Origin of the sequence: Streptomyces sp. NPDC050704 (assembly GCF_040654355.1) — a bacterium.
GTDB lineage: Bacteria > Actinomycetota > Actinomycetes > Streptomycetales > Streptomycetaceae > Streptomyces.
The window spans coordinates 1-26,635 of record NZ_JBFAHW010000136.1 but is presented as its reverse complement, the minus strand read 5'-3'; the positions used below and the strand labels follow the sequence as shown (position 1 = coordinate 26,635).

Below are 26,635 nucleotides of genomic sequence, written 5' to 3'. Positions count from 1 at the left end.
GTATCCGATCGCCGCTCTGGGATATTCAGCTTCAGGCACGTTGCCGCGGCGATCGGACACCCCGACACGACCCCTCACGCCGGAGAGCCGACAGCGGCTGGGTGGGGCCTGCGGTACAGACCCCGCCCGGCGCTGGCGAGCCTGTTCTTTTAGGGGCGCGGGGAACTGCGCACCCAGCCCCCACCGGCCCGCAGTGATCACACCGCCCCAAGGCCCCGTCTGTTGTCTTTTGTCTTTCAGGGGCGCGGGGAACTGCGCGACCAGCCATAGGCGGCCCGCACCGTACAAACCAACCCGAGTCACCCCAGTCTTTTAGGGGCGCGGGGAACTGCGCGACCAGCCACAACGGAGCCGCACCCTACGAACCGGCCTCCCCGCGAAGCGGCTGCGTATCGGACTCGTCCTTCAGCGTCACCCCCGTGAGGCGAGCCTCCCGGGCTCGCCGCATCAGGGCCACCAGCTTGGCGGCAGCGGCCTCGTAGGACAGGCCCAGCGGCGGCCGGATGTTGGAGAGACAGTTACGGTCGGCATCCGTGGTGCGGCCAGGCACAGGCCCGTACGTCAGATACGCCCCCAGCGAGTCCGCCGCCGACATCCCGGGCCGCTCACCGATGAGGACGACCACCATCGCGGCCCCCACCGCGTGAGCGACGTCGTCCCCCAGCGCCACACGGGCCTGCTCGGCGAGAACCACCGGCGCGATACGCCACCCGTCCAGCCCCGCCACAGCCCCCCGCACCACGGCCGCCGCATGCTCGTGAACCGCCCGGCTGGACAACCCGTCGGCCACGACGAACACCACGTCCCACTCCCCCACGGGAAGGTGCGCCCGGTCCGCGGCCTCCAGCCTCCGCCCCAGGTCGGGCCGTTGGAGGTAGGTGAGCCGGTCCGGGGCCGCACTACGGACCCGCACGGTCGCCATCCCCGGCTCACCGGGCCCCGTACTCCCCGCAAGCCCCGCCGCGACCACATCCGGCTCGAACGGCGAGTGCACCGCGTCCCGCGCCGCGGCATGCGCGGCCTGGAGTTCCAGCCGGTGCCGGGTCGGCAGCCCGGACCCCGCCCGGCCCAGCCCGATCCGCGCCTGGGTGTGCCGACGAAGGGTGGTCCACAGCGCGGCATCGGGAGACACGGGAGATACCGGGGATACGGGGGAATCGAGAGGTCCGGAGGACCCAGCGGCCTCGGATGTCCCTGAGGCCCCTGAGGTCTCTTGTGCCACCAATGCCCGTACCAGCGTTGCCAGTTGACGGTCCGTCATGCTGCCAGCTCCTTGCCGATGGCTGTCAGTGGATGTCCCGTGCCGGTGACGTCCCGTATGCCGCCCTGTTCGTCCAGCAGTCCGATCCCGTCCAGCCACGCCTCGAACTCCGGTGCCGGGCGCAGCCCGAGGACCTGACGCAGGTACAACGCGTCGTGGTAGGAGGCGGACTGGTAGTTGAGCATGATGTCGTCGCCGCCCGGGGTGCAGATCACGAACGAGGCCCCCGCCACGCCCAGCACGGTGAGCATCGTGGCGATGTCGTCGTCATCGGCGTCGGCGTGGTTGGTGTAGCAGATGTCCAGGCCCATGGGCAGGCCGAGCAGTTTGCCGCAGAAGTGGTCCTCCAGGGCGGCGCGCAGGATCTGCCGGCCGTCGTAGAGGTACTCCGGGCCGATGAAGCCGACGACCGTGTTGACGAGCAGCGGGTCGTAGCGGCGGGCGACCGCGTACGCGCGCGCCTCGACCGTCTGCTGGTCCACCCCGTGGTGCGCGTCGGCGGAGAGCGCGCTGCCCTGGCCGGTCTCGAAGTAGAGGGCGTTCTGGCCGACCGTGCCGCGGCCGAGTCCCCTCGCGGCTTCGTGCGCCTCGTCGAGCAGGGCGAGTGTGACGCCGAAGGACGCGTTCGCGGCCTGCGTACCGGCGATGGACTGGAAGACCAGGTCGACGGGCGCGCCGCGCTCCATCAGGTCGATGCTCGTCGTGACGTGGGAGAGCACGCAGGACTGGGTGGGGATCGCGTAGCGCTGGATCACGCCGTCGAGGAGTTCCAGCAGGTCGCGTACGGCCTTGGGGCTGTCCGTCGCCGGGTTGATGCCGATGACCGCGTCGCCGGAGCCGAGGAGGAGTCCGTCGAGGAGGGCCGCGGCCACTCCGGCGGGGTCGTCGGTGGGGTGGTTGGGCTGGAGGCGGGTCGCGAGGCGGCCCGGCAGGCCGATCGTGGAGCGGAAGGCGGTGACGACACGCACCTTGCGGGCGACGGCGACCAGATCGGCGTTGCCCATGAGCTTGGAGACCGCCGCGGCCATCTCGGGGGTGATTCCCGGGGCCAGCGCGGCCAGGGCCGTCGCGTCCGCGGCGTCCGAGAGCAGCCACTCGCGGAACTCCCCGACCGTGAGCCCGGAGACCGGCGCGAAGGCCGCCGCGTCGTGCGTGTCGACGATGAGCCGGGTGACGTCGTCCGTCTCGTACGGGATCACCGGCTCGGCGAGGAACCGTGCGAGCGGTACCTCGGCCAGCGCCCAGCGCGCCGCGACCCGCGCCTGCGCCGACTCGGCGGCCAGGCCGGCGAGACGGTCGCCGGAGCGCTCGGGGCTCGCGGCGGCGAGCAGCGGCGCGAGTCCGTCGAACCGGTAGGAGTGACCGCCGAGGGTGGCGGTGTACGAGCTGGACGTGTACGAGCTGGGGGTGTGCGTGCTCATGTCGGGGACGGTACGGAGGGCGGGGTACCGGGGTCCATGGCCGGGCGGAGAGTTAACGCAGACGTTCGTTCCTGTGGCCTTCTAAAGGTCTGAGTGACAAACATTTAACGCCCGGACCGGCGGGGTGACTCATTTCCCGTGCAGCATTCCGGTCGGACCGCAGCCGGATCGGAGCCCCCGCCGGCCATCTCGTCGCAATGGTCGTCCTGGCGATCTTTGCGGTCGGCTGCACGTCGACGGCGAAGCACATCACCTCGACAGGCGCCTTCTACGTCTTCGTCTCGCCGAAGAGGTCCGCGCGGTGGGCGCGCCAGCGTTCCATGAGCTTGATGAGTTCGTCGTCGAGGAACTCGAAGAAGGCGAGGGTCTCGGCGAGGCGGCGTCCCGCGGGGGTCTCGTGGCCGAGGGTTTCGACGCCCTCGCGCAAGGCGTACTCCCAGCGCTTGAGCACCGCGTCCCGGTTGGTCAGCGCCTCGTACCACTGATTGCCGTGCACGCGGTACCGCTCGCGCCGTGAGCCGGGTTCGCGTTCGCGCGAGACCATGTGCTGCTGTGCGAGGTAGCGCACCGCCCCGGAGACGGCGGCCGGGCTGACCTGCAGTCGCTCGCCGACCTGGGCGGAGGTGAGGGCACCGGAGTCGGAGGAGAGCAGCGCCGCGAACACCCGGGCCGGCATCCGCGTCATCCCGGCCTCGACAAGCTGAGCCGCGAAGCTCTCCACGAACTTCGACACCGCCTCCGCGTCCCGCTCGGCCTCGAACGATTCCGCCATCCCTGGATCATCTCCCCTGCTCGCGCGCCCCGTTCAGTCTATCCGGCCTTTTAACGCTTCCTTAACTTCACAAGTTTGTGAAATCAGCGTACGTTCAGAATCATGACGAAGGCAATCACCGTCTCCGGACTCCACAAGTCGTTCGGCAGGACGCACGCCCTGGACGGCCTCGACCTGGACGTCGAGACCGGCGAGGTGCACGGCTTCCTCGGCCCCAACGGCTCCGGGAAATCCACCACCATCCGGGTCCTGCTGGGCCTGCTGCGCGCGGACGCGGGCGCGGCCCAGCTGCTGGGCCGGGACCCGTGGGCCGACGCCGTCGAACTGCACCGCCAGGTCGCGTACGTCCCCGGCGACGTCACCCTCTGGCGCAACCTCTCCGGCGGCGAGGTCATCGACCTGTACGGCCGCCTGCGCGGCGGGCTCGACAAGGCGCGGCGCGCGGACCTCGTGGAGCGGTTCGAACTCGACCCCACCAAGAAGGGGCGCACGTACTCCAAGGGCAACCGGCAGAAGGTCGCCCTCGTCGCCGCCTTCGCCTCGGACGTCGAACTGCTGATCCTCGACGAACCGACCTCCGGCCTCGACCCGCTGATGGAGGAGGTCTTCCAGAGCTGCGTCGAGGAGGAGCGCGACCGGGGCCGCACGATCCTGCTCTCCTCGCACATCCTCAGCGAGGTGGAGCAGCTGTGCGACCGCGTCAGCATCATCCGCAAGGGCGTCACCGTGGAGAGCGGCTCGCTCGCCGACCTGCGCCACCTGACCCGTACGAGCGTCACCGCCGAACTCGCGGGCGCGCCCAACGGGTTGTCCCGGCTGCCCGGCGTGTACGACCTCGACGTACAGGGCCACCGGGTCAAACTCCAGGTGGACACCGACAAGTTGGACGCGGTACTGCGCTCGCTGACCGAGTCGGGCGTACGGTCGCTGACCTCGACCCCGCCGACCCTGGAAGAGCTGTTCATGCGGCACTACCAGGCCGAGACCGAGGACGGGGACGGGCACGGGCACGGGGTACGTACGGGGGCGGTGTCACGATGACCGCCGTCGCCTCGGATACGCGATTCGCCGTACGGACCGGGGGTTCTCGTCAACTTGCCGGAACCGGCGCCCTGTTGAGGCTCGCCCTGCGCCGCGACCGCGTGATGATCCCCGTGTGGGTCGCGGTCATCGCCCTGATGGTGCTCTCCATGCCGGGCTCGCTGGAGAGCGTGTACTCCACCGCCGCCGAACGCGCCGACGTCACCCGACAGATGCTCACGAACAGCTCGCTGCGCGCCACCTACGGACCGGTGTTCAGCGACTCGCTCGGCGGGCTCGTCGCCTGGCGCGTCGGGGTGTTCGCCGCGGTCTTCGCCGGAATCATGAGCCTGCTCATCGTCGTACGGCACACCCGGGACGAGGAGGAGAGCGGCCGCCAGGAGATGATCTCGGCCGGCATGGTGGGGCGGCGCGCCCCGCTGACGGCGGCGCTGCTCGCGGCGTTCGTCGCGAACGCGGCGCTGGCCCTGCTCATCACCGGCGGCCTCGCGGGACAGGGTTCGACGGGTGCGCTGGCCCTCGGGCTCGGCACGGCCGGGGTCGGGATGGTCTTCGCGACGATGGCGGCGATCGTCGCGCAGTTCACCGAGAGCGCGCGGCTCGCGAAGGGGCTGACCGGCGGACTCCTTGGCGCGGCGTTCGTACTGCGGGCGGCCGGCGACTCGGCGACCGACGACGGTTCGTCCGTGCTGACCTGGGTCTCGCCGATCGGCTGGCTGGAGAACCTGCGGGCCTTCGCCGACGAACGCTGGTGGGTGCTGCTGCTGTTCGCGGCCGCCGTCGCCATCCAGGGCACGGCGGCGTACGAACTGGCCGGCCACCGCGATGTCGGCATGAGCTTCCTGCCGGCCCGGCCAGGACCCGCCGTCGGCCGGCTCGGTACGGCGGGGGCGCTCGCCTGGCGGCTGCAGCGCGGCAGCGTGCTCGGCTGGGGCCTCGGATTCTTCGCCGCGGGGGTGGCCTTCGGCGGGATCACGAAGGGGGCGGCCGACCTGGTCGGCGACAACGCCCGCACCCGCGACATCATCGAGCGGATGGGCGGGCAGTCCGGGATCACGGACGCGTTCCTCGCCACGATGGTCGGCATGCTGGGCATGGTCGCCGCGCTCTACATCGTGCAGTCCGTACTGCGACTGCACGGCGAGGAGACCTCCCAGCGCGCCGAACCGGTCCTCGCGAACGCCGTGGGCCGTCTGCACTGGGCCTCCGGCCACCTGCTCATCGCCTTCGGCGGGGCCGTACTGATCATGCTCCTCGGCGGCCTCGGCCTGGCGGTCGGCTACGGCCAGGACCTCGGCCCCATCCTCGGCGGCAGCCTCGTCCAACTCCCCGCGATCTGGGCCATCGGCGGCTTCGCGGTCCTGCTCCACGGGCTGTCTCCGCAGGTGGCACCCGGAGCCTGGGGGGTGGCCGGCGCCGCCCTGCTCCTGGGCTGGATCGGCCCGGCCCTGGAACTCCCCGAGCCCGTCCTGGACCTCTCCCCCTTCGGCCACCTCCCGAAGCTGCCGGGCCAGGACATGAGCTGGCCGCCCGCCCTGATCCTGACAGCCATCGCCGCGACCCTGGTCACAGCGGGCCTGACAGCACTGAGGCGCCGCGACCTGAGCACGTGAGAAGGGGAGGGGAGGGGAGGGGAGCGCCCCGTCAGGGGCGTCCCTTAGGGGCGCGGGGCTGTTACATCATGCGGCTCCGCCGCGTGGGCGCGCCCAGCCCACGACAACCCGCACGTCACTACGTACCGCGCTGCACGCGAACCACTCAACGGGGGAACCCGGCGGCAGCCGCCCGCGTCCCTTGCGGGCATGGAGCAACGCGAATCAACGGTGGGCTGCGCCGGTTGCGTGCTGTCCGTGGCCGGCGCAGCAGCGGCCACACTCATCTGGGCCTCCTTACCCCGTACGCGGCGCCACATGGGCGGCGGCTTCGAGGGCGAAGGCACCGACTACACCGTCCTCCTCACCGAACTCCCCTTCGCCGTGGCAGCCGGCGCCGCCCTCCCTGCCCTCGCCTGGGCACTACTGGTCCACCTGATGCGCAGGCGCCGGCGACCCGCAGCCCAGGACGTGGACCAGGCCATGGGCCAAGGCGGGGACCAGGGCGGGGAGTCACAGCTCCACGAGTAGCCCCTCCAGACCCCGGATCACGAAATTCGGCTTGCGCTTCGGCTCGGCCGCGAGCCGGAGCGTCGGAGCCTGGTCCAGCAACGCCCCCATGGACGCGGCCAGTTCGATACGGGCCAGCGGCGCGCCGATGCAGTAGTGGATCCCCGCGCTGAAGGAGATGTGCGGGTTCTCCGGACGGGACAGGTCGAGCGACTCCGGCCGGGCGAAGACCGCCGGATCATGGTTGGCGGACCCGAAGAGCAACGCCACCTCACTGCCCCGCGGAATCACCGTCCCGTCGACCTCGATCTCGTCCAGCACCCACCGCTCGAAGAGCTGCAGCGGAGTGTCGTACCGCATCAACTCCTCCACAGCTGTGGATACAAGTCCCCGGTCCGCACGCAGGGCCGCCAGCTGCTCCGGATTCCGGAACAGCGCCCACCACCCGTTCACCGTGGCGTTCACCGTCGCCTCGTGCCCCGCGTTCAGCAACAGCACGCACGTCGAGATCATCTCCTGCTCACTGAGCCGGTCCCCCTCGTCGTACGCCGCGATCAGCCCCGAAACCAGGTCGTCCCCCGGCTCCTTGCGCCGGACGGCGATCAACTCCCGCAGGAACTCGGTGAACTCCACCGACGCCCGCACCGCCTTGGCCGCCGTCTCCTCCGACGGACTCAGCTCGTACATTCCGCAGATGTCCGCCGACCACGGCCGCAGCTGCGCCCGCTCGGACTCCGGAATCCCCAGCATCTCCGCGATGACCGCCACGGGCAGTGGCTCCGCCACGACCGTCAGCAGATCGCCCCCGCCCTCCGCGACCAGCTCACCGACCAGTTCCGACGCCAACCGCTCCACATACGGACGCAGCCCCTCGACCGTCCGCGGCGTGAACGCCTTCGACACCAGACGCCTGATCCGCGTGTGGTCCGGCGGCTCCAGGTCGAGCATCCCGTGATCGTTCAGCACATGGAACGGCTCGTGCTCGGCCGGCGGTGCCGTCCGCCCGAAGTCCTCGTGCGTGAACCGGTGCTGATACGTCCGCCCCAGCCGCCGGTCCCTGAGCAACGCCGACACGTCCGCGTGCCGCGGCACCAGCCACTGGTTGGTGGGCTCGTAGTAGTGCACCCGGCCCCCGGCACGCAGCTCGGCATACGCGGGGTAGGGGTCGGCCACGAATGCCTGGTCCCAGGGGTCGAAGGCCTGCGGGGTTTCGGAAGCTGCCATGGATGGACGCTAGCCGCAGGCGTACCTGTCTGACCAGGGGGAACCACTCCGCAACGCGCTCCGCGGGTAGGGCCGTATGGAAGGTGCGGGTCGGCTGTGGCTGGTCGCGCCCACGCGGCGGAGCCGCACATTGACACAGCCCCGCGCCCCTAAGGGGCGCCCCTGGCGGGGCTGCCCATCTTCATCCCGGTGTCACCAGGCGTGCCTCGTATGCGAAGACCGCTGCCTGTGTGCGGTCGCGTAGGCCCAGCTTTACCAGGATGCGGCTGACGTGGGTTTTGATCGTGGACTCGGCGACCACCAGCCGGCCGGCTATCTCCGCGTTCGACAGGCCCTGCGCGATGAGCACCAGTACCTCCGTCTCCCGCTCGGTCAGATCCCCGTACGCCGCCTGTGCGGTGGCCGACAGCCGGGGTTCCTCGGACAGCTTCGAGAACTCCGTGATCAGCCGCTTCGTCACCGACGGCGCGAGCAGCGCCTCGCCGGCCGCCACCACCCGCACCCCGTCCGCGAGCTGGCGGGCCGAGGCGTCCTTCAGGAGGAAGCCCGACGCCCCGGCGCGCAGCGCCTGGTACACGTACTCGTCGAGGTCGAACGTCGTCAGCACGAGCACCTTCGCCGCACCGTCCGCCGCGACGATCTCCCGTGTCGCCTCGATGCCGTTCATCTCGGGCATCCGGATGTCCATCAGTACGACGTCCGGGGTCAGCTCCCGCACCCGGTCGACGGCCTCTCGACCGTTGACCGCCTCGCCGACCACCTCGATGTCCGGCATGGCGCCGAGCAGCACCGAGAAGCCCTCGCGGACCATCATCTGGTCGTCGGCGATCAGCACACGGATGGTCATGCGGAGTCCTCCGTCGGCGCGGCCGCCTGGACCGGCAGGAAGACCGCGACCTCATAGCCCCCGTCGTCCGTCGTACCCGCCGTCATCTCCCCGTCCAGCATCGTCACCCGCTCCTGCATGCCCGTGATGCCGTGCCCCGCACCGGGCGAGGGCTTGACCAGACCCGTCGCCGGGCCGTTCACGATCCGCAGCCCCAGGCCGCCGAGCACATAACTGACCTCCACCTTGGCCGCGGCGCCCGGCGCGTGGCGCAGGCTGTTGCTGAGCGCCTCCTGGACTATTCGGTACGCGGAGAGCTCGACACCCTGTGGGAGTTCACGCACCGCCCCCGTGACCGCCTTCTCCACTTCGAGCCCCGCGTCGCGCACGTTCTCCAGGAGCCGGTCCAGGTCCGCGAGCTTGGGCTGCGGAGCATCCGGGGCCTCGTAGTCCTCCGCCCGTACGACACCGAGGACCCGGCGCAGCTCGGAGAGGGCTATGACCGCGTTCTCCCGGATCACCGCGAAGGCGTACTCCAGCTCCGGCGGCGGGTTCTCCACCCGGTAGGGCGCGGCCTCCGCCTGGATGGCGACCACCGACATGTGGTGGGCGACCACATCGTGCAGCTCGCGGGCGATCGTCGTGCGCTCTTCGAGGAGCGTGCGCTTGGACCGCTCATGGGCGGTCACCGTCTGCTGGGCGGTCACCTTGCGCGCGGCCTCGTGCCGCACATGCCACATCGTGACGAGCAGCAGCGCCAGCGCGCTCACGAACAGGAAGGGCAGGGTGTTCGTCCCGTAGTGGCTGCTTCCGAAGAAGACCTCCGCGACGAAGCCATAACCCGCTGTCACCGCCCACATCCATGCGGCCGTGCGGGGTCTGGTCCGAAGCGCCACGACCGTGAGCACGACCAGATGGGTCACGAAGCTGCCGGGCAGCCACGGCCAGTCGCCCCCGGAGCTGCCCAGCACGGCTGTGACAGGTGTCGCCGCGCAGGACACCCAGAAGGCGCCGACCGGCCTGACCAGGGTCAGCAGGATCGCGCCCAGCGCGACGAGGCCGGTCGTGAACTGCAGGACGTCATCGGTGCCAGGGCTGCCATTGCCGGCGAGGGAGACGAGCAGCGCCAGCAGTCCGGCGACCACCACTACGGCATGCGGGGTCCAGACCGCCTTCTCACGCAGGCGGGCGGGCAGCAGCCTGGTGAGCGGGCCGTCCACCCGCATCTGCGGAAGCGGGCGGTAGGCGAAGGGGTCGCGGAGCAGGTCCTGCCGCAGCCCCCGCATCGCGTCCATCGCCAGCTTGAACTCGGGGCTTCGCGGCCTGGCACCGTCCGCCGGTGTCGTCTGCGTCTGGGTCGTTTCGGTCACATACAGAACGGTAGGCGTAGGCCGGGGTCGCGGTCGTCACCAGTGAGAAGGGTCATGCGGCGTCCCTCTCAGGTACTACGGGTACGGTCGGCGAGCCGTCGAGGGCCGGGCAGCTCCACCCCGGGCGGTTTCAGTAGCCACCCGGGGCAGTCTCAGTAACCACTCGATGCAGTCTCAGTAGCCACTCGGGCGCACCAATCCGCACTCGTACGCGAACACCGCGGCCTGTGTGCGGTCCCGCAGCCCCAGTTTCACCAGGATGCGGCCCACGTGGGTCTTCACGGTCTGCTCGGCGACGTACAGCCGTTCGGCGATCTCCGCGTTCGACAGGCCCTGCGCGATGAGGGTGAGAACCTCCGTCTCCCGCTCGGTCAGCTCGCCGACGCGCTGCTTGAGCGGGGCGCGGGGCGTGGAGTTCAGCCGGGAGAACTCGGCGATGAGGCGGCGGGTGATGCCCGGCGCGAGCAGGGCGTCACCGGCGGCCACCACCCGGACCGCCTCCGCCAGCTGGTCGGCGGACGCGTCCTTGAGCAGGAACCCGGAGGCGCCCGCGCGCAGCGCCTCGTACACGTACTCGTCGAGGTCGAAGGTGGTCAGCACCAGGACCCTGATCTGCGGGGTATCGACGGTGATGCGGCGGGTGGCCTCGATGCCGCCCAGTTCGGGCATGCGGATGTCCATCAGGACGACGTCCGGGGTGAGCTCGGCCACCTTGGCGATCGCGTCCAGGCCGTCGACCGCCTGGCCGACCACCTCGATGCCCGGCTGGGTGTTGAGCAGCACCGTGAAGCCCTGCCGGACCATCTGCTGGTCGTCGGCGATGAGTACGCGGATGCTGCCGCTCGTCATGGGGTCTCTCCTGTGAGGTCTGTGGAGTTGTCAGGGGCGGCGCCACCGGGAGTCGCGTCGCCGGGAGTGGCGTCGCCGTGGATGCCGTCGCCGTGGGTGGAACGGTCGGCCGGAGCGTCGCCGCGCTGAGAGGTTCCGGCGCGGGGAAGGAAGGCCGCCACCGTGAAACCTCCGCAGGACGTCTCCATGGCCATGAGGGTCCCACCGAGCATCATCGCGCGCTCCCGCATACCGAGCAGACCGTGACCGGCGCCGGGGGACGGCGGGGCGGAGCTTCTGGGCGCGGAGTTGACCACCCGGATCTGCAGGCCGCGCGGGAAGTGCGTGAGCTCCACCCGCACCGTCGAACCGGGCGCGTGCCGCAACGCGTTGCTGAGCGCCTCCTGCACGATCCGGTACGCGGACAGCTCCACTCCCGGCGGCAGCGGAAGCTGTTCACCACTGATCTCGGTCAACACCGTAAGGCCGGCCGCACGGGTGTTCTCGACGAGCGCGTCGAGACGGTCGAGGGTGGGCTGCGGGGCGTTGGGAGCGGCGCCGGTGCCGGGGACGCCGAGACCGTACGGGTCGTCGGGGTTCTCCGAGCGCAGCACACCGAGGACCCGGCGCAGCTCGGTGAGTGCCTCCAGGGCGTTCTGCCGGATGCCGTCGAGGTTCTCCCGGAGCTCGTCGGAAGGGTTCTCCACCAGGTGCGGGGCGACCTGCGCCTGGATGGAGATGACCGACATGTGGTGGGCGACCACGTCGTGCAGTTCGCGGGCGATGCGGTTGCGCTCCTCCAGGAGGGTGCGGCGGGAGCGTTCCTCGGCGGTCAGCGAGGCCTGCTCGACGAGCTGGGTGCGGGCTTCCCGCATACCGCGCAGGGCGTTGCCCAGAAGCACCGCGACCACGAACACGGTGACCGCCATGACACCGGTCGAGGTGTATGTGTTCGCGCCGATGAAACCCTGGACGAGGTACGTGAGCAGACCGGTCAGGGACAGCGCCGCGACGGACACACGCATGGGCATCCGCAGCGCGAGGAGCAGGAGGACGAAGGCGTGCGCGGTGATCGCGGGCGCGCTCCAGGGCCAGGTCGGGCCCGGGGGTTGGATGCCCACCAGGCTCGCCCGCGCAGCCACCGCGGCCACGGCGACGCCGGCCAGCGAAAGCCACCAGGCCGGAACTGGCCGCCACAGGGCGAGCACAAGCGCCACACCCTGCCCGAATCCGGTCAACACTCCCATCTCTACGCCCAGTTGGTACTGGTTGGCCATGTCGTCAGTACCGCTCAATGAGACGCCGAGGGCGATGACGCAGATCACCACATGCGGCAGCCAGCGCAACAGACGGGGGCGGGAGAGAGGGAGCAGCGGGGCGGGGGCGCCGTTCCAGAGGCCCGCTCCGAGGCTGCGGAGGAAGGCACGCACGCGGGTGCGAAGCGCGCGGGTGGAGCCGGTGAGGGCCGCCGCTTCTTCGCCCGACGCGCGCCTCGCGGCGGCCTCGCCGTCCGGCATGCCATTTCCCTCCGCGTCGTCCACGCGGCCAACCCTAGGCACGGCGGGGCTCCTTCGCTTCCGCGGTGCCGTGGTGGACGTGGACGACGCGCGAGGGGCGCCGGATGTGTCGGTTGTTGTGTCGGCTGTGACGGTCACGATGGCGGTGGCCCTGTTCGTAGGAGCGAAAGGCGGTCCAGCAGATGGCGAGCGCGAGGGCGAAGACCGGGAGCCAGGCGAGCCGGGCCACCACCCAGCCGAGACCGTCGGGAGCGGTGTGCAGACCGGGGAGCCGGCCCGCGAGGAGGCCCGTCGCGGTGACCGACATCAGTGCTGTCTGATGCCACAGGAAGATCGTCATCGCGGAGAGGTTGACGAAGGCCACCGATGCCCAGAGCACGGGCCGCCGCATGACCCGGCGCAACGGCTCCCGCAGAAGCAGGGCCAGGCCGCACTGGGCCAGACCGAACGTGACCGCGGCCATGGTCGGCGGATTGAGGTTGGAGACCGCGGCACCCGGGACGCCGACCATCGACGCCGGGTAGCCGCCCCACGCGACCAGCCCCGCGGTCGCCGCCGCCCCGCCCGTCAGCAGCACCCAGCCGGAGCGCCGGGTCAGCTCGCCCCGGGTCCAGGCCGCACCCAGCGTGTACGGCACCAGCCAGCCCGCCGCCAGGTTGATCCAGCCCAGCCAGTCCGGGCCGCCGAACCCGAAACGAAGCAGATCCACATGGAGCACGACGGCCAGCGGCCACAGCGGGCTGACCCGTGTCACGAGCGGGGTCACCACCGTCAGGCCCGCGAAGACCAGCAGAAACCACAGGGGCGACAGGACCAGCTTCAGCAACGCATGGACCGTGTTCAGGTCCGCACCCGTCGCGAGCAGGCCGGCCGTGGCCACGGTCCACAGACCGAGCACCGCGGCCACCGGCTTGAACAGGCGGGACAGGCGCGTACCCAGCCACCGCCCGTACGTCGTGCCACGCGCCCGCGCCGACTCGTAGCTCCTGGTGGCCACATGCCCGCCGACCAGGAAGAACACGGCCAGTGTCTGGAAGACCCAGGAGATCGGGGCCAGCCAGGGCATGTGCGCCAGCGGGCTCGACGTACGGAGGGTGCCGCCGTCCGCGACGAGGGCCGTGACCAGCCAGTGGCCGAGCACGACGCCGAGTATCGCGAAGGCTCGCAGGGCATCGACGGAACGGTCCCGGCCGGCGGGCGTCGCCGCGTCGATCCGCCCGGCCGCCAGGCGCAGGCGGTTTACGCCGTGGCGTGGCGGCAGCTCGCGCAGTGGAGACAGTTCACGCAGTGGAGGCAGCTCACGCATGGGTCACCTCCGAAGTCTCGCCGAGCACGATCCGGGCGAGGTTGTCCAGGGACACCGAACCCGGCTTGAGGTAATCGCTGTGGCCGCCGTCGCCCGCCGCGAAGACCCGGGCGCCGAAAGCCGGGGACACGGGGTCGGTGCCGAAGCCGACGGTCGTGCCGAAGAGGTCCGCCTTGGCGTGCGGGACGTCGGCGATCCAGTCGTCGGCGCCCCGGGCGGCCCAGACGCGGGCCTTCGTGTGGATTCCGGCGGCGGAGTCCGCGCCGGTGCCGGGGCTGCCGAAGAGCACGAGGTCCGAGACGTCGAGGCCGTTCGCCGCGCGGGCGCCCACCACCGTCCCGTACGAGTGGCACAGCAGGGAGACCCGGGCGTGCCCGTTCACCGCTCTCAACTCACGTACGAAGTCGTGGAGTTCAGGTGCCGCCTCCTTCGCCCGGCCCGTGGTGAGGACCTCGGGGCTGATGGTGCCGGGCGTCTCGTAGCCGAGCCATGCCACGACCGCGGCGCGGGTGCCGAGCCGCTCGTGCAGGGCGAGGGCTCCCGCGCGGAAACGGTCGTATGTGTCCAGGCTCGTGTCGGAGCCGGGTACGAGGACGGCCACGTGGTCGGCCTTCGCCAGGTCGCCGAAGACCTCGACGGCCCGGCCGGAGCCGCGGGCGTCGAAGGACAGGAAGTGACGGGACGGGTCCGCCATGGCGCGGACGGCGGCCGCGCGGCTGCGGTCTCCGTGGTCCGCGGCCATGCGGGAGGCCTCGGCGGCGTTCGCGCGGTTCGCCTCGTAGACGCTGTCCAAGGTCGTCGCGCTCACCGAGCCGATGCGGGCGGGGGCGGGAGCCGGTATCTCCGGGTGCGCGGCCGCCGCGGACACCGGGACGACGACGGCGCCCGTGACCAGCGCGGCGAGCAGCCCGCGCCAGAGTCGGCCCGGCCGGCGTGCCCGCTTCGGCCGCACCGGGTCCGGTCCCGCCGGAGCCGGTCCCGCCGGACCCGGCCGCGGCAGGTGCGGCGCCTCCGCCGCAGAATTCGCCTTCGTCCACAGCCCCATCTCGTGCCCCCTCCCGATCCGCCCGCTCATCGGGCCTCACGAGGAAGGAAGTTACGGATCCGGGCTTGTGGTCGGCGTCCCGCCTGGGAGCTCACCTGCGGCGTAGCTCCCAGGTATTACGGGTATCACCGGGCCGGGCAGAAGCAGAAGCAGAAGCAGAAGCAGAAGCAGGAACGGAATCAGGGCGGCCCCTACCAGGCCAGCTGCGAGATCTCCTCCGCCACCACCGCGCACGCGTCCGCAGCCGGGTCGATCAGCGGGAAGTGACCCACGTCCTCCAGGAGCGTCAGCCCCACGACCTCGCCGGACTTCGCCGCCGCGTCCGCGTACGCCTCGGCGACGGCCTCCGGAACGACGGTGTCCCGCCGACCCTGCACCAGCGTCGTGGCGATTCCCGTCGGCAGCAGCAGCGCCGGATCCGCGTACGGCTGCCGATCCGCGAACTTCCCTTCGCCGCCCAGGAGTTGAAGCGCCGCACCGAAGCAGACGTCCAGTTTCCGTGCGACCGCGAAGTCGGCGATCGGGGCGAGCGCGACCACGCCGCGCAGCGGGGCGGGGCGGTCCGTGTGCCAGGGCGCGTCGGCCGGCAGCAGGTGGCGGGCGGCTGCCCAGAGGGCCAGCTGGCCGCCCGCCGAGTGCCCGGTGACCACCATGCGGCGCGGGTCGGCCTGCGGCAGGATCTCGCGTACGAGGCCGGGGAGCGCGTCGAGCGCGGCCGCGACGTCGTCGAAGGTGTCCGGCCAGCGCCCCGCGACGGGCCCCTCGCCACCCTGGGCCGGGATGGTGCTGCCGCGCCGGTACTCGACGTTGGCCACGGCAAAACCCCGTCTGGCCAGGAAGTCCGCGAACGGGGTGATGTGCCGGCGGTCGTACGGGGCCCGCCAGGCGCCGCCGTGCAGGACGACGACGAGCGGGACCAGATCCTCGACGCCGCGCGGGGCGTAGAAGTCGATCACCTGGTCGGGATGGTCGCCGTACGCGGCGGTGGTGTCGGGGTCGACGGGCGGGTGCGAGAAGGCCGACTCCTCTTCCGCGGCGTCGCGGGCGTCGTCCGGCATGCTCCAACCTCTCAGCGGTGCGGTGCGTGTTCACCTGGACCCATGAGTCCGTGAGTCCGTGAACCCATGAGTCCGTGAGCCCACGAGCCCGTGAGCGCGTGGCGTCAGCGAGGCGGTCCGCCTGCCCAACACGCTCCGGCGCGCGGGCCGTTGGCGGGACGCTATCAGGCCGATGACGTGCGTCAACACGCGGCTGTCACCCTCGGTGAGGGTCGAACGGCCGTTGCCCACCATGGCGGTGACCCCGGACGCGGCCGCCATCGCCGCGGCCGGGGCACACACCACCGGAGCCGGAACCGGGCTCGGGCCCGAGTCGTGACCGGAGTAATGGCCGGAGTCGTGGACAGGACCATGGCCGGGGTCATGGCCGGGGTCATGGCCGGGGTCATGGACAGGGCCGTGACCGACACCGGCGCCCATCAGTGAGCCGGCACGCGTCGTGCCGGCTACAGCACCTCCGCCAACACCCTCGCCGCCCTCTCCACGTCCCCGAACCCCACGTACAACGGCGTGAGGCCGAAGCGGAGGATGTCCGGTTCGCGGAAGTCGCCGACCACGCCCCGCTCGATCAGCCGGCGCATCACCCCGCCCGCGTCCTCGCACCGCAACGCGACCTGGCTGCCCCGTTCCGCGTGGGCGGACGGAGTCACCGACTCCACGGCGCCCTCGGGGACGTACGCCCCGACGCACTCCAGGAAGAAGTCCTGCAGGGCGAGGGACTTGGCGCGGACCGCGGAGACAGAGACGTTGTCCCAGACCTCCAGGGCCGCCTCCAGGGCGAGCATGGAGAGGATGTCCGGGGTGCCGACGCGGCCGCGGAGGGCGCCGGGGGCCGGGGTGAAGTCCGGGGTCATGCCGAAGGGGTCGGCATGCGAGTTCCAGCCGGGCAGCGGGGAGTCGAAGCGCGACTGGAGGTCTCGGCGGACGTAGAGGTACGCCGGTGAACCCGGGCCGCCGTTCAGGTACTTGTACGTGCAGCCGATCGCCAGGTCCACGCCGTGCTCGTCGAGCCCGACCGGCAGGGCGCCCGCGCTGTGGCACAGGTCCCAGACCGCGAGCGCGCCCGCCGCGTGGATCGCCGCCGTCAGGGACGGCAGGTCGTGGAGGCGGCCCGTCCGGTAGTCGACGTGGTTCAGCAGTACCGCCGCCGTACGCTCGTTCAGGGCTCCGGGCACCTCGCCCGGGGTCACCGGACGCAGCGTGCAGCCCGTGAGACGCGCCGCGGACGCCGCGATGTACCCGTCCGTGGGAAACGTCGTCGCGTCGACCAGGATCTCGTCCCGGCCACCACCGCCAACGCCACCGCCTCCCCCACTACCTCTGTCACTGCCCCCGTCACTGCCTCCGTCACCGTCGTTCGCGAGCCGGACCGCACCGACAACCGCCTTGAACACGTTGACACTTGTCGAGTCGCCGACGACGATCTGCCCGGCCGCCGCGCCCACCAGCGGAGCGATCCGGTCGCCGATCCGCTCCGGCGCCGTCCACCAGCCGCTCTCGTCCCAGGACCGGATCCGCAGCGAACCCCACTGCCGGCGTACGACGTCCTCGACGCGTCCGGGGACGGAGCGGGGCAGCGCGCCCAGCGAGTTCCCGTCCAGGTACACCACGTCGTCGAGCACGAACTGCGCGCGCAGTTTGGCCAGTTCGTCGACGGCGTCCAGGGCCGATGCCTTGTCGGCGTACGCCTCAGACATGGGACCGCGCCGTCCACAGCTCGGGGAACACGTTCTTCTGGGCCCGCTTCTCCAGCCAGGCCACCCCGGCGGAGCCGCCCGTGCCGGTCTTCGAGCCCATCGCCCGCCGGGTGGCGACGAGATGGTCGTTGCGCCAGCGCCACACCAGTTCGGCGACATCGGTCAACGCCTCGCCGAGCCGGGCGAGTTCGGAGCTCTCGTCGCCCGCGTACAGGGCCGTCCAGACGGCTTCGACCTCGGGCGACGGGTCGTAGCGCAGGGACACGTCGCGGTCGACGACCGACGCCGGAACCGGGTGTCCGCGCCGCGCGAGCAGCCGCAACACCTCGTCGTACAGGCTCGGTTCGTGCAGGGCCTTCTCCAGCTCGGCGTGGACGCGGGGCGCACCCCGGTGCGGTACGAGCATGGACGAGGACTTGTCGCCGAGCAGGAACTCCATGCGCCGGTACATGGCGGACTGGAATCCGGAGCCCTCGCCCAGGGCGCTGCGGTACGAGTTGAACTGGGCGGGGGTCAGCTGGCCGAGGGGCTTCCAGGAGGCGTTCAGCGCCTCCAGCTCCCGTACCGACCGCTTCAGGGCCGCCACCGCGACCGGCACCCGGTCCTCGCGCAGCGCCTTCGCCGCGGTCTCCCACTCGTGGACGATGACGGTGAACCACAGCTCCATGACCTGGGTGGTCACCAGGAAGACCATCTCTCCGGGGTCGTCGGAGAGGGTGTGCTGGAGGTGGGTCAGGACGTCGGCCTGGACGTAGTCCTCGTAAGGCGTCGTACCTGCGAAGTCGAGATGCGGAGTCTCGGGCTCCTGAGCCTCGTCAGAGTGCTGAGCCTGTTGGGACATCGCTGTCTCCTGAAAAGTACTCCGGGTAGCGGTCCGCCCCTGCCGTTGTCGACACGGTGGCCCCGGTCCCCACCGGCATCCTCCACAATCGTGCCCCGATACCGCAAGGTCCGCCTGGTCACACCAGGCGGACCTGTACAAACCCCGGCGGGATCAGCCCAGCGTCTGGGCCGCCGTCGGCGAGGAGTCCTTCAGGAACTGTGCGCAGCGCTCGTACTCCGCCTGCTCGCCGATCGCCTGCGCGGCGCGGGCGAGGCCGTGCAGGGCGCGCAGGAAGCCGCGGTTCGGCTCGTGCTCCCAGGGCACCGGGCCCTGGCCCTTCCAGCCGCCCCGGCGCAGGGAGTCCAGGCCGCGGTGGTAGCCGGTACGGGCGTACGCGTACGACTCGACGACGCTGCCGCGCTCGTACGCCTCGTCGGCCAGCTGGGCCCAGGCCAGCGAGGAGGTGGGGTACTTGGCGGCGACGTCGGCGGGTGCCGTGCCGTTCGCGAGGAGCTCGCGCGGCTCCGGGTCGTCGGGCAGGTGGGTCGGGGGCGGTCCCCCGAGGAGGTTCTCGTGAATGGCCATGGGTTCCAGTTTGCCTTCCCGTGACGTCCGCGGCGGCACCCCGGTCCCGGTTTACTCGCGACGCGAACGCCTCGGCCCGGCTACTGCCCGGCTACTCCAGGTGCCCGCGCGACTGGTTCGGCTCCAGCGGCGGGGCCGTCACGCTGCCGTGCGTGAGACATTCCGGGCGCAGACAGCCCGGCGGCGGTTTGCGTACGGTCGCGAAGGCGACCACCGCGCCCACCACCAGGATGCCCGCGCACAGCGGCATCGCCCGCCGGAAGGCGTTGTCGAAGGCGTCCGCCGAGCGGTACGCCTCCTCTCCCATCCCCGCCAGCAGCGGCAGCGCGGCCACGGCGACGAGGCCGGCCGCGCGGGCCGCCGCGTTGTTGATTCCGCTGGCCAGACCGGCCCGCCCGACGTCCACGGAGGCGAGCACGGTCGCCGTGAGGGGCGCGACCAGCGTCACCATGCCGAGGCCCAGGACCAGCACGGCGGGCAGTACGTCGCGTACGTACGAGGCGTCGGCGCCCACCCGCAGCATCAGCAGCATCCCGGCCGCGCACAGCAGCGGGCCCACCGTGAGCGGGATGCGCGGGCCGATGCGCCCTGCGAGTTCACCGGAGCGGGCCGACAGGAACAGCATCAGGACGGTGGTGGGCAGCAGGGCCGTGCCCGCGCCGAGGGCCGAGTAACCGGAGACGACCTGGAGCTGGACCGCGGAGAGGAAGAAGAACCCGCCGAAAGCCGCGTACACGCACAGCGTGACGAGGTTGACCGCGGTGAACTGGCGGGACGCGAAGATGTCGGGCGGCATCATCGGGTCGGCCCGCCGCCGTTCCACGGACACGAAGGCGACGCCCGCCGCGACACCGGCGGCCGCCGTCACGGCGACGACGGGCACCGAGCCGCTGGATGCCTCGATGAGGGCGTACGTCACCAGGGCGAGCGCCAGCGCGCCGAGGGCCGCGCCCAGCACGTCGAACCCGCGCCCGTGCACCCGCCCGTCCTTCGACTCCGGTACGTGGCGCAGGGCGACCGGCACGCAGAGGAGGGCGAGCGGGACGTTGAGGAGGAACACCCAGCGCCAGCCCGGACCGTCCACCAGCCAGCCGCCCAGGAACGGGCCGACCGCCGCGCCGACACCGCCGAAGCCCGACCACAGGCCGACGGCCCGGGCCCGGTCGTCCGGATGGAACGACGCCTGGATCAGCGCGAGCGAACCGGGTGTGAGCAGCGCCCCGCCGATGCCTTGCAGGGCACGGGCCGCCACCAGCACCTCGGCACTCGGTGCGAGCCCACACAGCAGGGACGCCACCGCGAACCACACCACGCCGACGACGAAGACCTTCCGGCGCCCGAAGCGGTCGCCGAGGGCGCCGCCCAGGAGGATCAGTCCCGCGAGGGTCAGCATGTACGCGTTGACGGTCCACTGGAGGCCGGCCAGGTCCGCGTCCAGATCGCGGCCGATCCTGGGCAGCGCAACGTTCACCACGGTCGAGTCCAGCAGGGCCATGCTCGACCCGAGCACCGTGGTGAGCAGGATCCACTTCCCGGCAGGAGTGGACATCCTGACGGTCGAGTTCTCCTGCGGAGGGGCAGCCATGCCCGGAGCATACGGAAGGGCCCGGCTCTCCCGGAAGGAGGACCGGGCCCCGCCACCGCGGACCACCCTTACGACAAGGCGGTTACTTGACTTGCGACAAGACAGCTACTTGCCGCGCGACAAGGCGGTTACTTGATCCTCGTGCCCGTCGAGCGCAGGTTGCCGCAGGCCTCCGTGACGCGCGCGGCCATCGAGGCCTCGGCGAGCTTGCCCCAGGTGCGGGGGTCGTACGTCTTCTTGTTGCCGACCTCGCCGTCGACCTTCAGGACGCCGTCGTAGTTGCGGAACATGTGGTCCGCGACCGGGCGCGTGAACGCGTACTGGGTGTCGGTGTCCAGGTTCATCTTCACGACGCCGTTCTCCAGCGCGGTGGCGATCTCCTCCGCCGTGGAACCGGAACCGCCGTGGAAGACGAAGTCGAACGGGGAAGCCTTGCCGAACTTGGCGCCGACGCCCTCGTTCAGCTCCTTGAGCAGGTCGGGGCGGAGCACGACGTTGCCCGGCTTGTACACACCGTGCACGTTGCCGAACGAGGCGGCCAGCAGGTAGCGGCCCTTCTCGCCCAGGCCCAGCGCCTCGGCCGTACGGATCGCGTCGTCGACCGTCGTGTAGAGGTTGTCGTTGATCTCGTGCGAGACGCCGTCCTCCTCGCCACCCGTCGGCGTGATCTCGACCTCAAGGATGATCTTCGCGGCGTCGGCGCGGGCGAGCAGCTCCTGCGCGATGGAGAGGTTGTCGGCGAGGGTCTCTGCCGAGCCGTCCCACATGTGGGACTGGAACAGCGGGTTCTGACCGGCCTTGACGCGCTCCTCGGAGACGGCCAGCAGCGGACGCACATACCCGTCGAGCTTGTCCTTCGGGCAGTGGTCCGTGTGCAGGGCCACCGTGATGTCGTACTTCGCGGCGACGATGTGCGCGAACTCGGCGAGGGCGACCGCGCCGATCACCATCTCCTTGCTGTGCTGGCCGCCCAGGAACTCCGCGCCACCGGTGGAGATCTGGATGATGCCGTCGCTCTCCGCCTCCGCGAAGCCGCGCAGCGCAGCGTGCAGGGTCTGGGACGAGGTCACGTTGATGGCCGGGTAGGCGAACTTGCCTGCCTTCGCCCGGTCGAGCATCTCGTTGTAGACCTCGGGGGTTGCGATGGGCATCTGTCCGCTCCTTGTATGTGCGGGTGGCGTGCTGCTTACGGCCCTGACCTAGGGGGGCGACGTCATCGTCGTCCCCATCTTTCCAGACTTGGCCGGATGCTCCGGCCTCGGCGTCCGAGCCTGTGGACAACTCTCGGAACTTGTTCGGTCGGAACTTGTTCGGTCGGGGCCTGTTCAGCCGGGACCTGTTCAGCCGGGACCTGTTCAGTCGAGGCCCAGCTCGTCCTTCGAGTACGCGAAGAGGTACGGCACGCCGGCGCCCTGCTCGATCTTCTCGGCGGCGCCCGTGGCGCGGTCGACGATGGTCGCCACGCCGACCACCTCGGCGCCGGCCTCGCGTACCGCCTCCACGGCGGTGAGCGGGGAACCGCCGGTGGTGGAGGTGTCCTCGACGACGAGTACCCGGCGCGCCCTGATCTCCGGGCCCTCAACCCGCCGCTGCAGACCGTGCGCCTTGGCGGCCTTGCGTACGACGAAGGCGTCGAGCTGCCGGCCGCGCGCGGCGGCGGCGTGCAGCATGGCCGCGGCCACCGGGTCGGCGCCCATGGTGAGGCCGCCGACCGCGTCGAAGTCGAGGTCGGCGGTCAGGTCAAGCAGCACCTGGCCGACCAGCGGAGCGGCCCGGCCGTCGAGCGTGATCCGTCGCAGGTCGACGTAGTAGTCGGCCTCAAGACCCGAGGAGAGGGTCACCTTGCCGTGCACCACGGCCTTGTCCTTGATCTGCTGCAGCAGCTCGCCGCGTACGTCGTCACTCATGCGTGTCAGCTTAGAGGCGCCGTCGAGTGGCTCCGCCGGGTCCGGCGCGTGGTGACATCAGAGGCGCCGCCAGGTCCAGGTCGTGGCCGCTTCGAGGGGGTCGATGGGGGTGACCAGGCGGGGCAGGGAGTTGAGGCCGTTGGGCGGTCCGGTCTGCGGTTCCACGCATACCGCGGCCTCCTGCTCGTCGTACACGACGACCCACTGCTCGCGGCTGGCGACCTTCAGCTCCAGCTGTCCGGGCCAGGTGAGGGTGACGTCGACGCCGTCGGGCATGCCGAAGCAGTCGTCCCACGGGCCGGGCTTCGGGTCGATGCGGTGGCCGGTGGGCAGGTGGTCGTCGCCCCGCTCCTCCTGCCAGGCGGGGGTGAAGTCGACGCGTACGTTCTCGCCTCCGCCGGTGCCGGTGCCCTCGCCGCCCAGGTTCCGGTTGAACCACGGGTGCCAGCCGATCTGCGCCGGGAACGAGTCGTCGTACGTCTCCACGGACATGGCGAGCGACAGCGTGTCCTCGGTCAGCGTGACGATCTGGGTGACGCGGCCGGCGTACGGCCAGGGGTCGACGAGGTCGTACGTGATGACGGCCTCGCTCTCACTCCTGCGGGCCGTGCGCCAAGCGCCGTCGCGGGTGGTGCCGTGGATGGCGTGCGGTGGGGAGTTGAGGGGGAGCTGGTGTGCGGTGGCGCCGTTCAGGAACCGGCCGTCCCTGGTGCGCCCGCACCACGGCACCATCGGGAAGCAGCCGAACTTCGCGCCCTGCCGCAGGAGTTCGACGCCGTCGATTCGTAGTCCGCCGATCCGGCCGCCGTTGGCCGGCTGCACGGTCACCTCCGCGTTGCCGCCCGCGGTCAGCGTGATGTCTTCGTTACTCACGCGGGAACAGTAGCCGTTGGGCGCCGGTGGTTGGTGGGTGCGGGTTCGTTGTGGCTGGTCGCGCAGTTCCTCGCGCCCCTGGGTGTGTGGGTGGGCGGTGCCGCGACGGGGTATCCGATCGCCGCTCTGGGATATTCAGTCATGGCATGTTGCCGCGGCGATCGGACACCCCGACACGACCCCTCACGCCGGAGGCCGACAGCGGGTGGGTGGGGCCTGCGGTGCAGACCCCGACCCCGCCTTACGGCCGTTGGCCGTTGTCTTTTGTCTTTTAGGGGCGCGGGGAACTGCGCGACCGGCCACAGACGACCCGCACCCAACGAACCGGTGTTAAGGGGGCTGCATGGCGATGAAAGGGTCAGCGGCGTTTTCGTAGGACTCGGGTTACGACGATGGCCGAGGCCAGGACGAAGGCCGCCGCGGGAGCCGCCCAGCGCAACGCCGCGCTGCCGGCCGTGGCCTCGGGAGCCGGCACCGGTGCGTAACGGCCCCGCGGAGGCGCATGGTCGACCTCCTCCGCACTTCGCCCGATCATCGTCCGACGGGCGTGCGCCGCCTCGGCGGGTACCGACGCGGGTGCGGGTGCCTCCGGCGGTGACGCGGCGTCGTCCTCGAAACCCCCCTCGAAGTCGCCCTCGGCGAAGGGGGTGAGGGAGGGCGGCGGGACCTCGGTTTCGAAGACGGAAGGGGGCTCCTCGACGGGGGCGACCTCGTCACCGTCGGAGGGGCCCTCGGTCGTCGACGGCTCGGGGGCCTCCTTGGCGGGTTCGGGTTCGGGTCCGGCTGCGGGTTCAGGCCCGGTTGCGGGTCCGGGCTCGGGCCCAGCTGCGGGTTCAGGACCGGCTGCGGGTTCAGGACCGGCTGCAGGTTCAGGACCGGCTGCGGGCCCCGGGCCGGTTGAGGGCCCGGTTCCAGGCTCGGGCCCGGTTGCGGGTTCAGGACCGGACCCGGGTGCAGGCCCGGCTGCGGGCTCGGGCCCGGATCCGGATGCCGGTGCGGGTCCGGGGGAGGACGCCTCGCCCGACCCCGCCCCACCGCCGGAGGCAGTCGCAGACGCCAGTTTCTCCGCGAAGCGGGTCAGCAGCCGGGCCGACGCCGCGGCGACCGCGTCCGGTGGCAGTTCCGCGACACGGCCGTCGGCCGACGCCGTTCCGGTGAACGTGAGCGTCGAGCCGCCCTCCGCCGGGCGGAGCGACAGCGTGAGCGCCAGCTTCACCGAGCCGCTGCCGCGGGCCTCCGTGGCGTCGCCCTCGACGGCGTACGACCCGTCGTCCTGCCCGGCGACCCGGACCGTCCCGCGATACGTGATGCTGTGGCTGCCGACGCGTACCTTCAGGCGGCCTGAGACCGGCGCCGTCCCCGCGTCCTGCTGGAGGCCGGGCACCGCCCGGGCCACCCGCGCGGGATCGGCTAGAGCCTCCCGAAGAAGCTCGACGGGAACCGGAACGAACACCTCATGCTCCATGTCGGCCGAGCCTACCCAGCAGGGCCCGCACCGTACCCCCGTATCCAGGGATTCCCCCGGATCCGTCGGCAGACGGACTCGGACGGACTCAGTCGGTGTACCTCGGATGTACGAGCGTCGACGCCGGGAGGCCGGTGAGGCGGGTGCGTTCCGTGGCGCGCCTGCCTGCCTGCAGGGACGGCACCTCCGGTGAACCCGGCGCGATCCACAACCGCGGCCGCGCGCGGGAGGCGAGCACGAACCCCCAGTCGTGCGGCGCCCGGGACGCGCCCACCGCGACCGTGGAACCGGAGCCGGAGCCGGCGGCGGCCCCGGAGTCGCGGCCGCCGACGGAGTACGGCACGGTCCGCAGCCCCGCCGCCCGCACCGTCGCGTCGACGGTCCAGAAGGCCCGGGGGCGGGATGTCACGGGGCCCGCGTGCACGACGAGCCGCCCGCCGTCCGCGAGGACCCCGCGAGCGAGCCCGTAGAACTCCTGCGAGTACAGCTTCGTGCTGGACGTGATCTCCGGATCCGGCAGATCGGAGATCACGACGTCGTACGCGTTCAGCGGGGCCCGCCGCAGCCAGCCGAACGCGTCCGCCGCGACGACCCGCACCCGCGGGTCCCGGTACACGTGCCCGTTCAGCGCGGACAGCGCCGGGTCGGTGCGCGCCAACTCCACGAACTCCATGTCGAGTTCGACGACGTCGACCAGCCGTACGCCCCGATGTCGCAGCACCTCGCGCACGGCGAGCCCGTCGCCGCCGCCGAGAACGAGCACGCGCGCGTGCGGGCCGTTCATCGCGGGGTGGACGAGGCCCTCGTGGTAGCGGCGCTCGTCGCGGCCGCTGACCCACAGCCGGCCGTCGAGGAAGAGGTCGAGGGAACGGCCGTCCGTGCCTCCGGTGAGGACGACCTCCTGGACGTCGGTGTGCGTCGCCACCCGTACGTCCCTGCCGTACACCGCGTGCCGTGCGGCCCGTTCGAAGTCGTCGACGAGGACGGCGGCCGAGGCGAGCAGGCCGAGCACGACGAGGTTGGCGACGATCAGCAGCCAGCGGGCGCGCCGGGTCAGGTCCTGGTGGAACAGGCCGAGGACGAGCGCGCCGCCCGCGAGCGCGTTGACGGTCCCGGTGATCAGCGTTCCGGTCAACTGTCCGAGCAGCGGCAGGAGGAGGAAGGGGAACGCGAGCCCGCCGACCAGCGCGCCCACGTAGTCCGCGGCGAACAGGTCCGCGACCGCGCCGCCCGCGTCCTGCCGCCGGATGCGCTGGATCAGCTCCATCAGCAGGGGTACCTCGGCGCCGATGAGCAGCCCGATGGCGAGGGAGAAGGCGACGAGGAGGTAGCTGGAGCCGCCCGCCCACGCCCCGCCCCAGTCGCCGGTCCAGGCGAAGGCCGCGTACAGGGCCATCGCGCTGCAGCCGCCGACCAGCGCGAGCAGCGCCTCGACCGCGCCGAACCCGGCCGCGGCGCGGCAGCGCAGGCGCTTGGCGAGTAGCGAGCCGATGCCCATCGCGAAGACCATCACGGACAGCACGACGGAGGCCTGGGTGACGGAGTCGCCGATCAGGTACGAGGCGAGGGCGACGAGCTGGAGTTCGTAGACGAGACCGCAGGCCGCGCAGATGAAGACGCCGGAGAGGACGAGGAACCGCCCGGTCCCCGGCCTGACCGGCAGACGCGCCGGGCCCGGACCGCTCCAGGACGGAGCCCTGCCGGGCGGGGCGGGGACGTGCGGCTCGATCACCCAGCGAACGCTACGTCACCGAACAACCGCGCCCTGTCACCCACAAGTGTGGAAACCGCGCCCCGGACGCATACTTTGGCCAGGACGGACACACCGAGTGAGCGCGTACGTCGGTCGGGTCCGGTCCGGTGGTGATGAGCGGGCCAGGTGGGGGCTGGTCGCGCAGTTCCTCGCGCCCCTGACGGGCGCCCGTCAGG

Annotated in this window: 24 protein-coding genes; 4 read left to right on the top strand and 20 right to left on the bottom strand. The window is 71.5% G+C overall.

What is annotated here, in order from left to right:
• Positions 1-358: 358 nt before the first annotated feature.
• The 3 genes from eutC to AB0I18_RS44705 all read right to left on the bottom strand — a co-directional run bounded on the left by eutC (position 359) and on the right by AB0I18_RS44705 (position 3,454).
• On the bottom strand, positions 359-1,132 hold the full coding sequence (eutC, locus tag AB0I18_RS44715; RefSeq protein WP_363111544.1) for an ethanolamine ammonia-lyase subunit EutC: 774 nt from the start codon (positions 1,130-1,132) through the stop codon (positions 359-361).
• 125 nt (positions 1,133-1,257) lie between these two features.
• Positions 1,258-2,682 carry an ethanolamine ammonia-lyase subunit EutB gene (locus AB0I18_RS44710; RefSeq protein WP_363111543.1) on the bottom strand — a complete coding sequence of 475 codons (1,425 nt, stop codon included), beginning with the start codon at positions 2,680-2,682 and terminating at the stop codon, positions 1,258-1,260.
• A gap of 268 nt (positions 2,683-2,950) precedes the next feature.
• Positions 2,951-3,454 (bottom strand): helix-turn-helix domain-containing protein, encoded by a 504-nt coding sequence (locus AB0I18_RS44705; protein ID WP_363111542.1) that lies wholly within the window; start codon positions 3,452-3,454, stop codon positions 2,951-2,953.
• Between the two features lie 102 nt (positions 3,455-3,556).
• Here AB0I18_RS44705 and AB0I18_RS44700 point away from each other — a divergent pair, with 102 nt between their 5' ends.
• The 3 genes from AB0I18_RS44700 (at position 3,557) to AB0I18_RS44690 (ending at position 6,618) form a co-directional block, all read left to right on the top strand.
• Positions 3,557-4,495 carry an ABC transporter ATP-binding protein gene (locus AB0I18_RS44700; protein ID WP_363111541.1) on the top strand — a complete coding sequence of 313 codons (939 nt, stop codon included), beginning with the start codon at positions 3,557-3,559 and terminating at the stop codon, positions 4,493-4,495.
• Complete coding sequence (locus tag AB0I18_RS44695) at positions 4,492-6,108, top strand: ABC transporter permease (protein WP_363111540.1); 1,617 nt, start codon at positions 4,492-4,494, stop codon at positions 6,106-6,108. The genes AB0I18_RS44700 and AB0I18_RS44695 overlap by 4 nt, the downstream gene beginning before the upstream one ends.
• 237 nt (positions 6,109-6,345) lie before the next feature.
• On the top strand, positions 6,346-6,618 hold the full coding sequence (locus AB0I18_RS44690) for a hypothetical protein (protein WP_363111539.1): 273 nt from the start codon (positions 6,346-6,348) through the stop codon (positions 6,616-6,618).
• Here AB0I18_RS44690 and AB0I18_RS44685 read toward each other — a convergent pair.
• The 8 genes from AB0I18_RS44685 to AB0I18_RS44650 form a co-directional block, all read right to left on the bottom strand.
• Complete coding sequence (locus AB0I18_RS44685; protein WP_363111538.1) at positions 6,601-7,821, bottom strand: cytochrome P450; 1,221 nt, start codon at positions 7,819-7,821, stop codon at positions 6,601-6,603. The two genes, AB0I18_RS44690 and AB0I18_RS44685, sit on opposite strands and share 18 nt — an antisense overlap.
• A gap of 181 nt (positions 7,822-8,002) precedes the next feature.
• Positions 8,003-8,668, bottom strand: coding sequence for a response regulator transcription factor (locus tag AB0I18_RS44680; RefSeq protein WP_363111537.1), 666 nt, complete (start codon positions 8,666-8,668; stop codon positions 8,003-8,005).
• Positions 8,665-10,017 carry a histidine kinase gene (locus tag AB0I18_RS44675; RefSeq protein WP_363111536.1) on the bottom strand — a complete coding sequence of 451 codons (1,353 nt, stop codon included), beginning with the start codon at positions 10,015-10,017 and terminating at the stop codon, positions 8,665-8,667. The genes AB0I18_RS44680 and AB0I18_RS44675 overlap by 4 nt, the downstream gene beginning before the upstream one ends.
• 174 nt (positions 10,018-10,191) lie before the next feature.
• Positions 10,192-10,866, bottom strand: coding sequence for a response regulator transcription factor (locus AB0I18_RS44670; protein ID WP_363111535.1), 675 nt, complete (start codon positions 10,864-10,866; stop codon positions 10,192-10,194).
• Positions 10,863-12,362, bottom strand: coding sequence for a sensor histidine kinase (locus AB0I18_RS44665; RefSeq protein ID WP_363111545.1), 1,500 nt, complete (start codon positions 12,360-12,362; stop codon positions 10,863-10,865). The genes AB0I18_RS44670 and AB0I18_RS44665 overlap by 4 nt, the downstream gene beginning before the upstream one ends.
• 34 nt (positions 12,363-12,396) lie before the next feature.
• Positions 12,397-13,668: an acyltransferase gene (locus AB0I18_RS44660; RefSeq protein ID WP_363111534.1), complete on the bottom strand. Its 1,272-nt coding sequence runs from the start codon at positions 13,666-13,668 to the stop codon at positions 12,397-12,399.
• Complete coding sequence (locus tag AB0I18_RS44655) at positions 13,661-14,713, bottom strand: alpha/beta hydrolase (RefSeq protein ID WP_363111533.1); 1,053 nt, start codon at positions 14,711-14,713, stop codon at positions 13,661-13,663. The genes AB0I18_RS44660 and AB0I18_RS44655 overlap by 8 nt, the downstream gene beginning before the upstream one ends.
• Before the next feature lie 191 nt (positions 14,714-14,904).
• Complete coding sequence (locus tag AB0I18_RS44650; RefSeq protein WP_363111532.1) at positions 14,905-15,771, bottom strand: alpha/beta hydrolase; 867 nt, start codon at positions 15,769-15,771, stop codon at positions 14,905-14,907.
• A 172-nt stretch (positions 15,772-15,943) separates the two neighbouring features.
• On the opposite strand from AB0I18_RS44650, the gene AB0I18_RS44645 reads away from it, so the two are divergent.
• Positions 15,944-16,090, top strand: coding sequence for a hypothetical protein (locus AB0I18_RS44645; RefSeq protein WP_363111531.1), 147 nt, complete (start codon positions 15,944-15,946; stop codon positions 16,088-16,090).
• 127 nt (positions 16,091-16,217) lie between these two features.
• Here AB0I18_RS44645 and kynU read toward each other — a convergent pair whose 3' ends face one another.
• The 9 genes from kynU to AB0I18_RS44600 all read right to left on the bottom strand — a co-directional run bounded on the left by kynU (position 16,218) and on the right by AB0I18_RS44600 (position 26,438).
• On the bottom strand, positions 16,218-17,468 hold the full coding sequence (gene kynU, locus AB0I18_RS44640) for a kynureninase (protein ID WP_363111530.1): 1,251 nt from the start codon (positions 17,466-17,468) through the stop codon (positions 16,218-16,220).
• Positions 17,461-18,309, bottom strand: a complete 849-nt coding sequence (locus AB0I18_RS44635; protein WP_363111529.1) for a tryptophan 2,3-dioxygenase family protein — start codon at positions 18,307-18,309, stop codon at positions 17,461-17,463. Before AB0I18_RS44635 ends, kynU begins: the two co-directional genes overlap by 8 nt.
• A 153-nt stretch (positions 18,310-18,462) precedes the next feature.
• Positions 18,463-18,876: a DUF3151 domain-containing protein gene (locus tag AB0I18_RS44630; RefSeq protein ID WP_363111528.1), complete on the bottom strand. Its 414-nt coding sequence runs from the start codon at positions 18,874-18,876 to the stop codon at positions 18,463-18,465.
• A 91-nt stretch (positions 18,877-18,967) separates the two neighbouring features.
• Positions 18,968-20,461, bottom strand: coding sequence for an MFS transporter (locus tag AB0I18_RS44625; protein WP_363111527.1), 1,494 nt, complete (start codon positions 20,459-20,461; stop codon positions 18,968-18,970).
• Between the two features lie 128 nt (positions 20,462-20,589).
• A complete protein-coding gene (fbaA, locus tag AB0I18_RS44620; RefSeq protein ID WP_363111526.1) occupies positions 20,590-21,612 on the bottom strand; it encodes a class II fructose-bisphosphate aldolase in 1,023 nt (340 codons plus the stop codon).
• Between the two features lie 204 nt (positions 21,613-21,816).
• Positions 21,817-22,368 carry an orotate phosphoribosyltransferase gene (pyrE, locus tag AB0I18_RS44615; RefSeq protein WP_363111525.1) on the bottom strand — a complete coding sequence of 184 codons (552 nt, stop codon included), beginning with the start codon at positions 22,366-22,368 and terminating at the stop codon, positions 21,817-21,819.
• 57 nt (positions 22,369-22,425) lie between these two features.
• Positions 22,426-23,241, bottom strand: a complete 816-nt coding sequence (locus tag AB0I18_RS44610; RefSeq protein WP_363111524.1) for an aldose 1-epimerase — start codon at positions 23,239-23,241, stop codon at positions 22,426-22,428.
• A 358-nt stretch (positions 23,242-23,599) separates the two neighbouring features.
• A complete protein-coding gene (locus AB0I18_RS44605; RefSeq protein WP_363111523.1) occupies positions 23,600-24,706 on the bottom strand; it encodes an SRPBCC domain-containing protein in 1,107 nt (368 codons plus the stop codon).
• An 88-nt stretch (positions 24,707-24,794) separates the two neighbouring features.
• On the bottom strand, positions 24,795-26,438 hold the full coding sequence (locus AB0I18_RS44600; protein ID WP_363111522.1) for a polyamine aminopropyltransferase: 1,644 nt from the start codon (positions 26,436-26,438) through the stop codon (positions 24,795-24,797).
• Positions 26,439-26,635 lie beyond the last annotated feature (197 nt).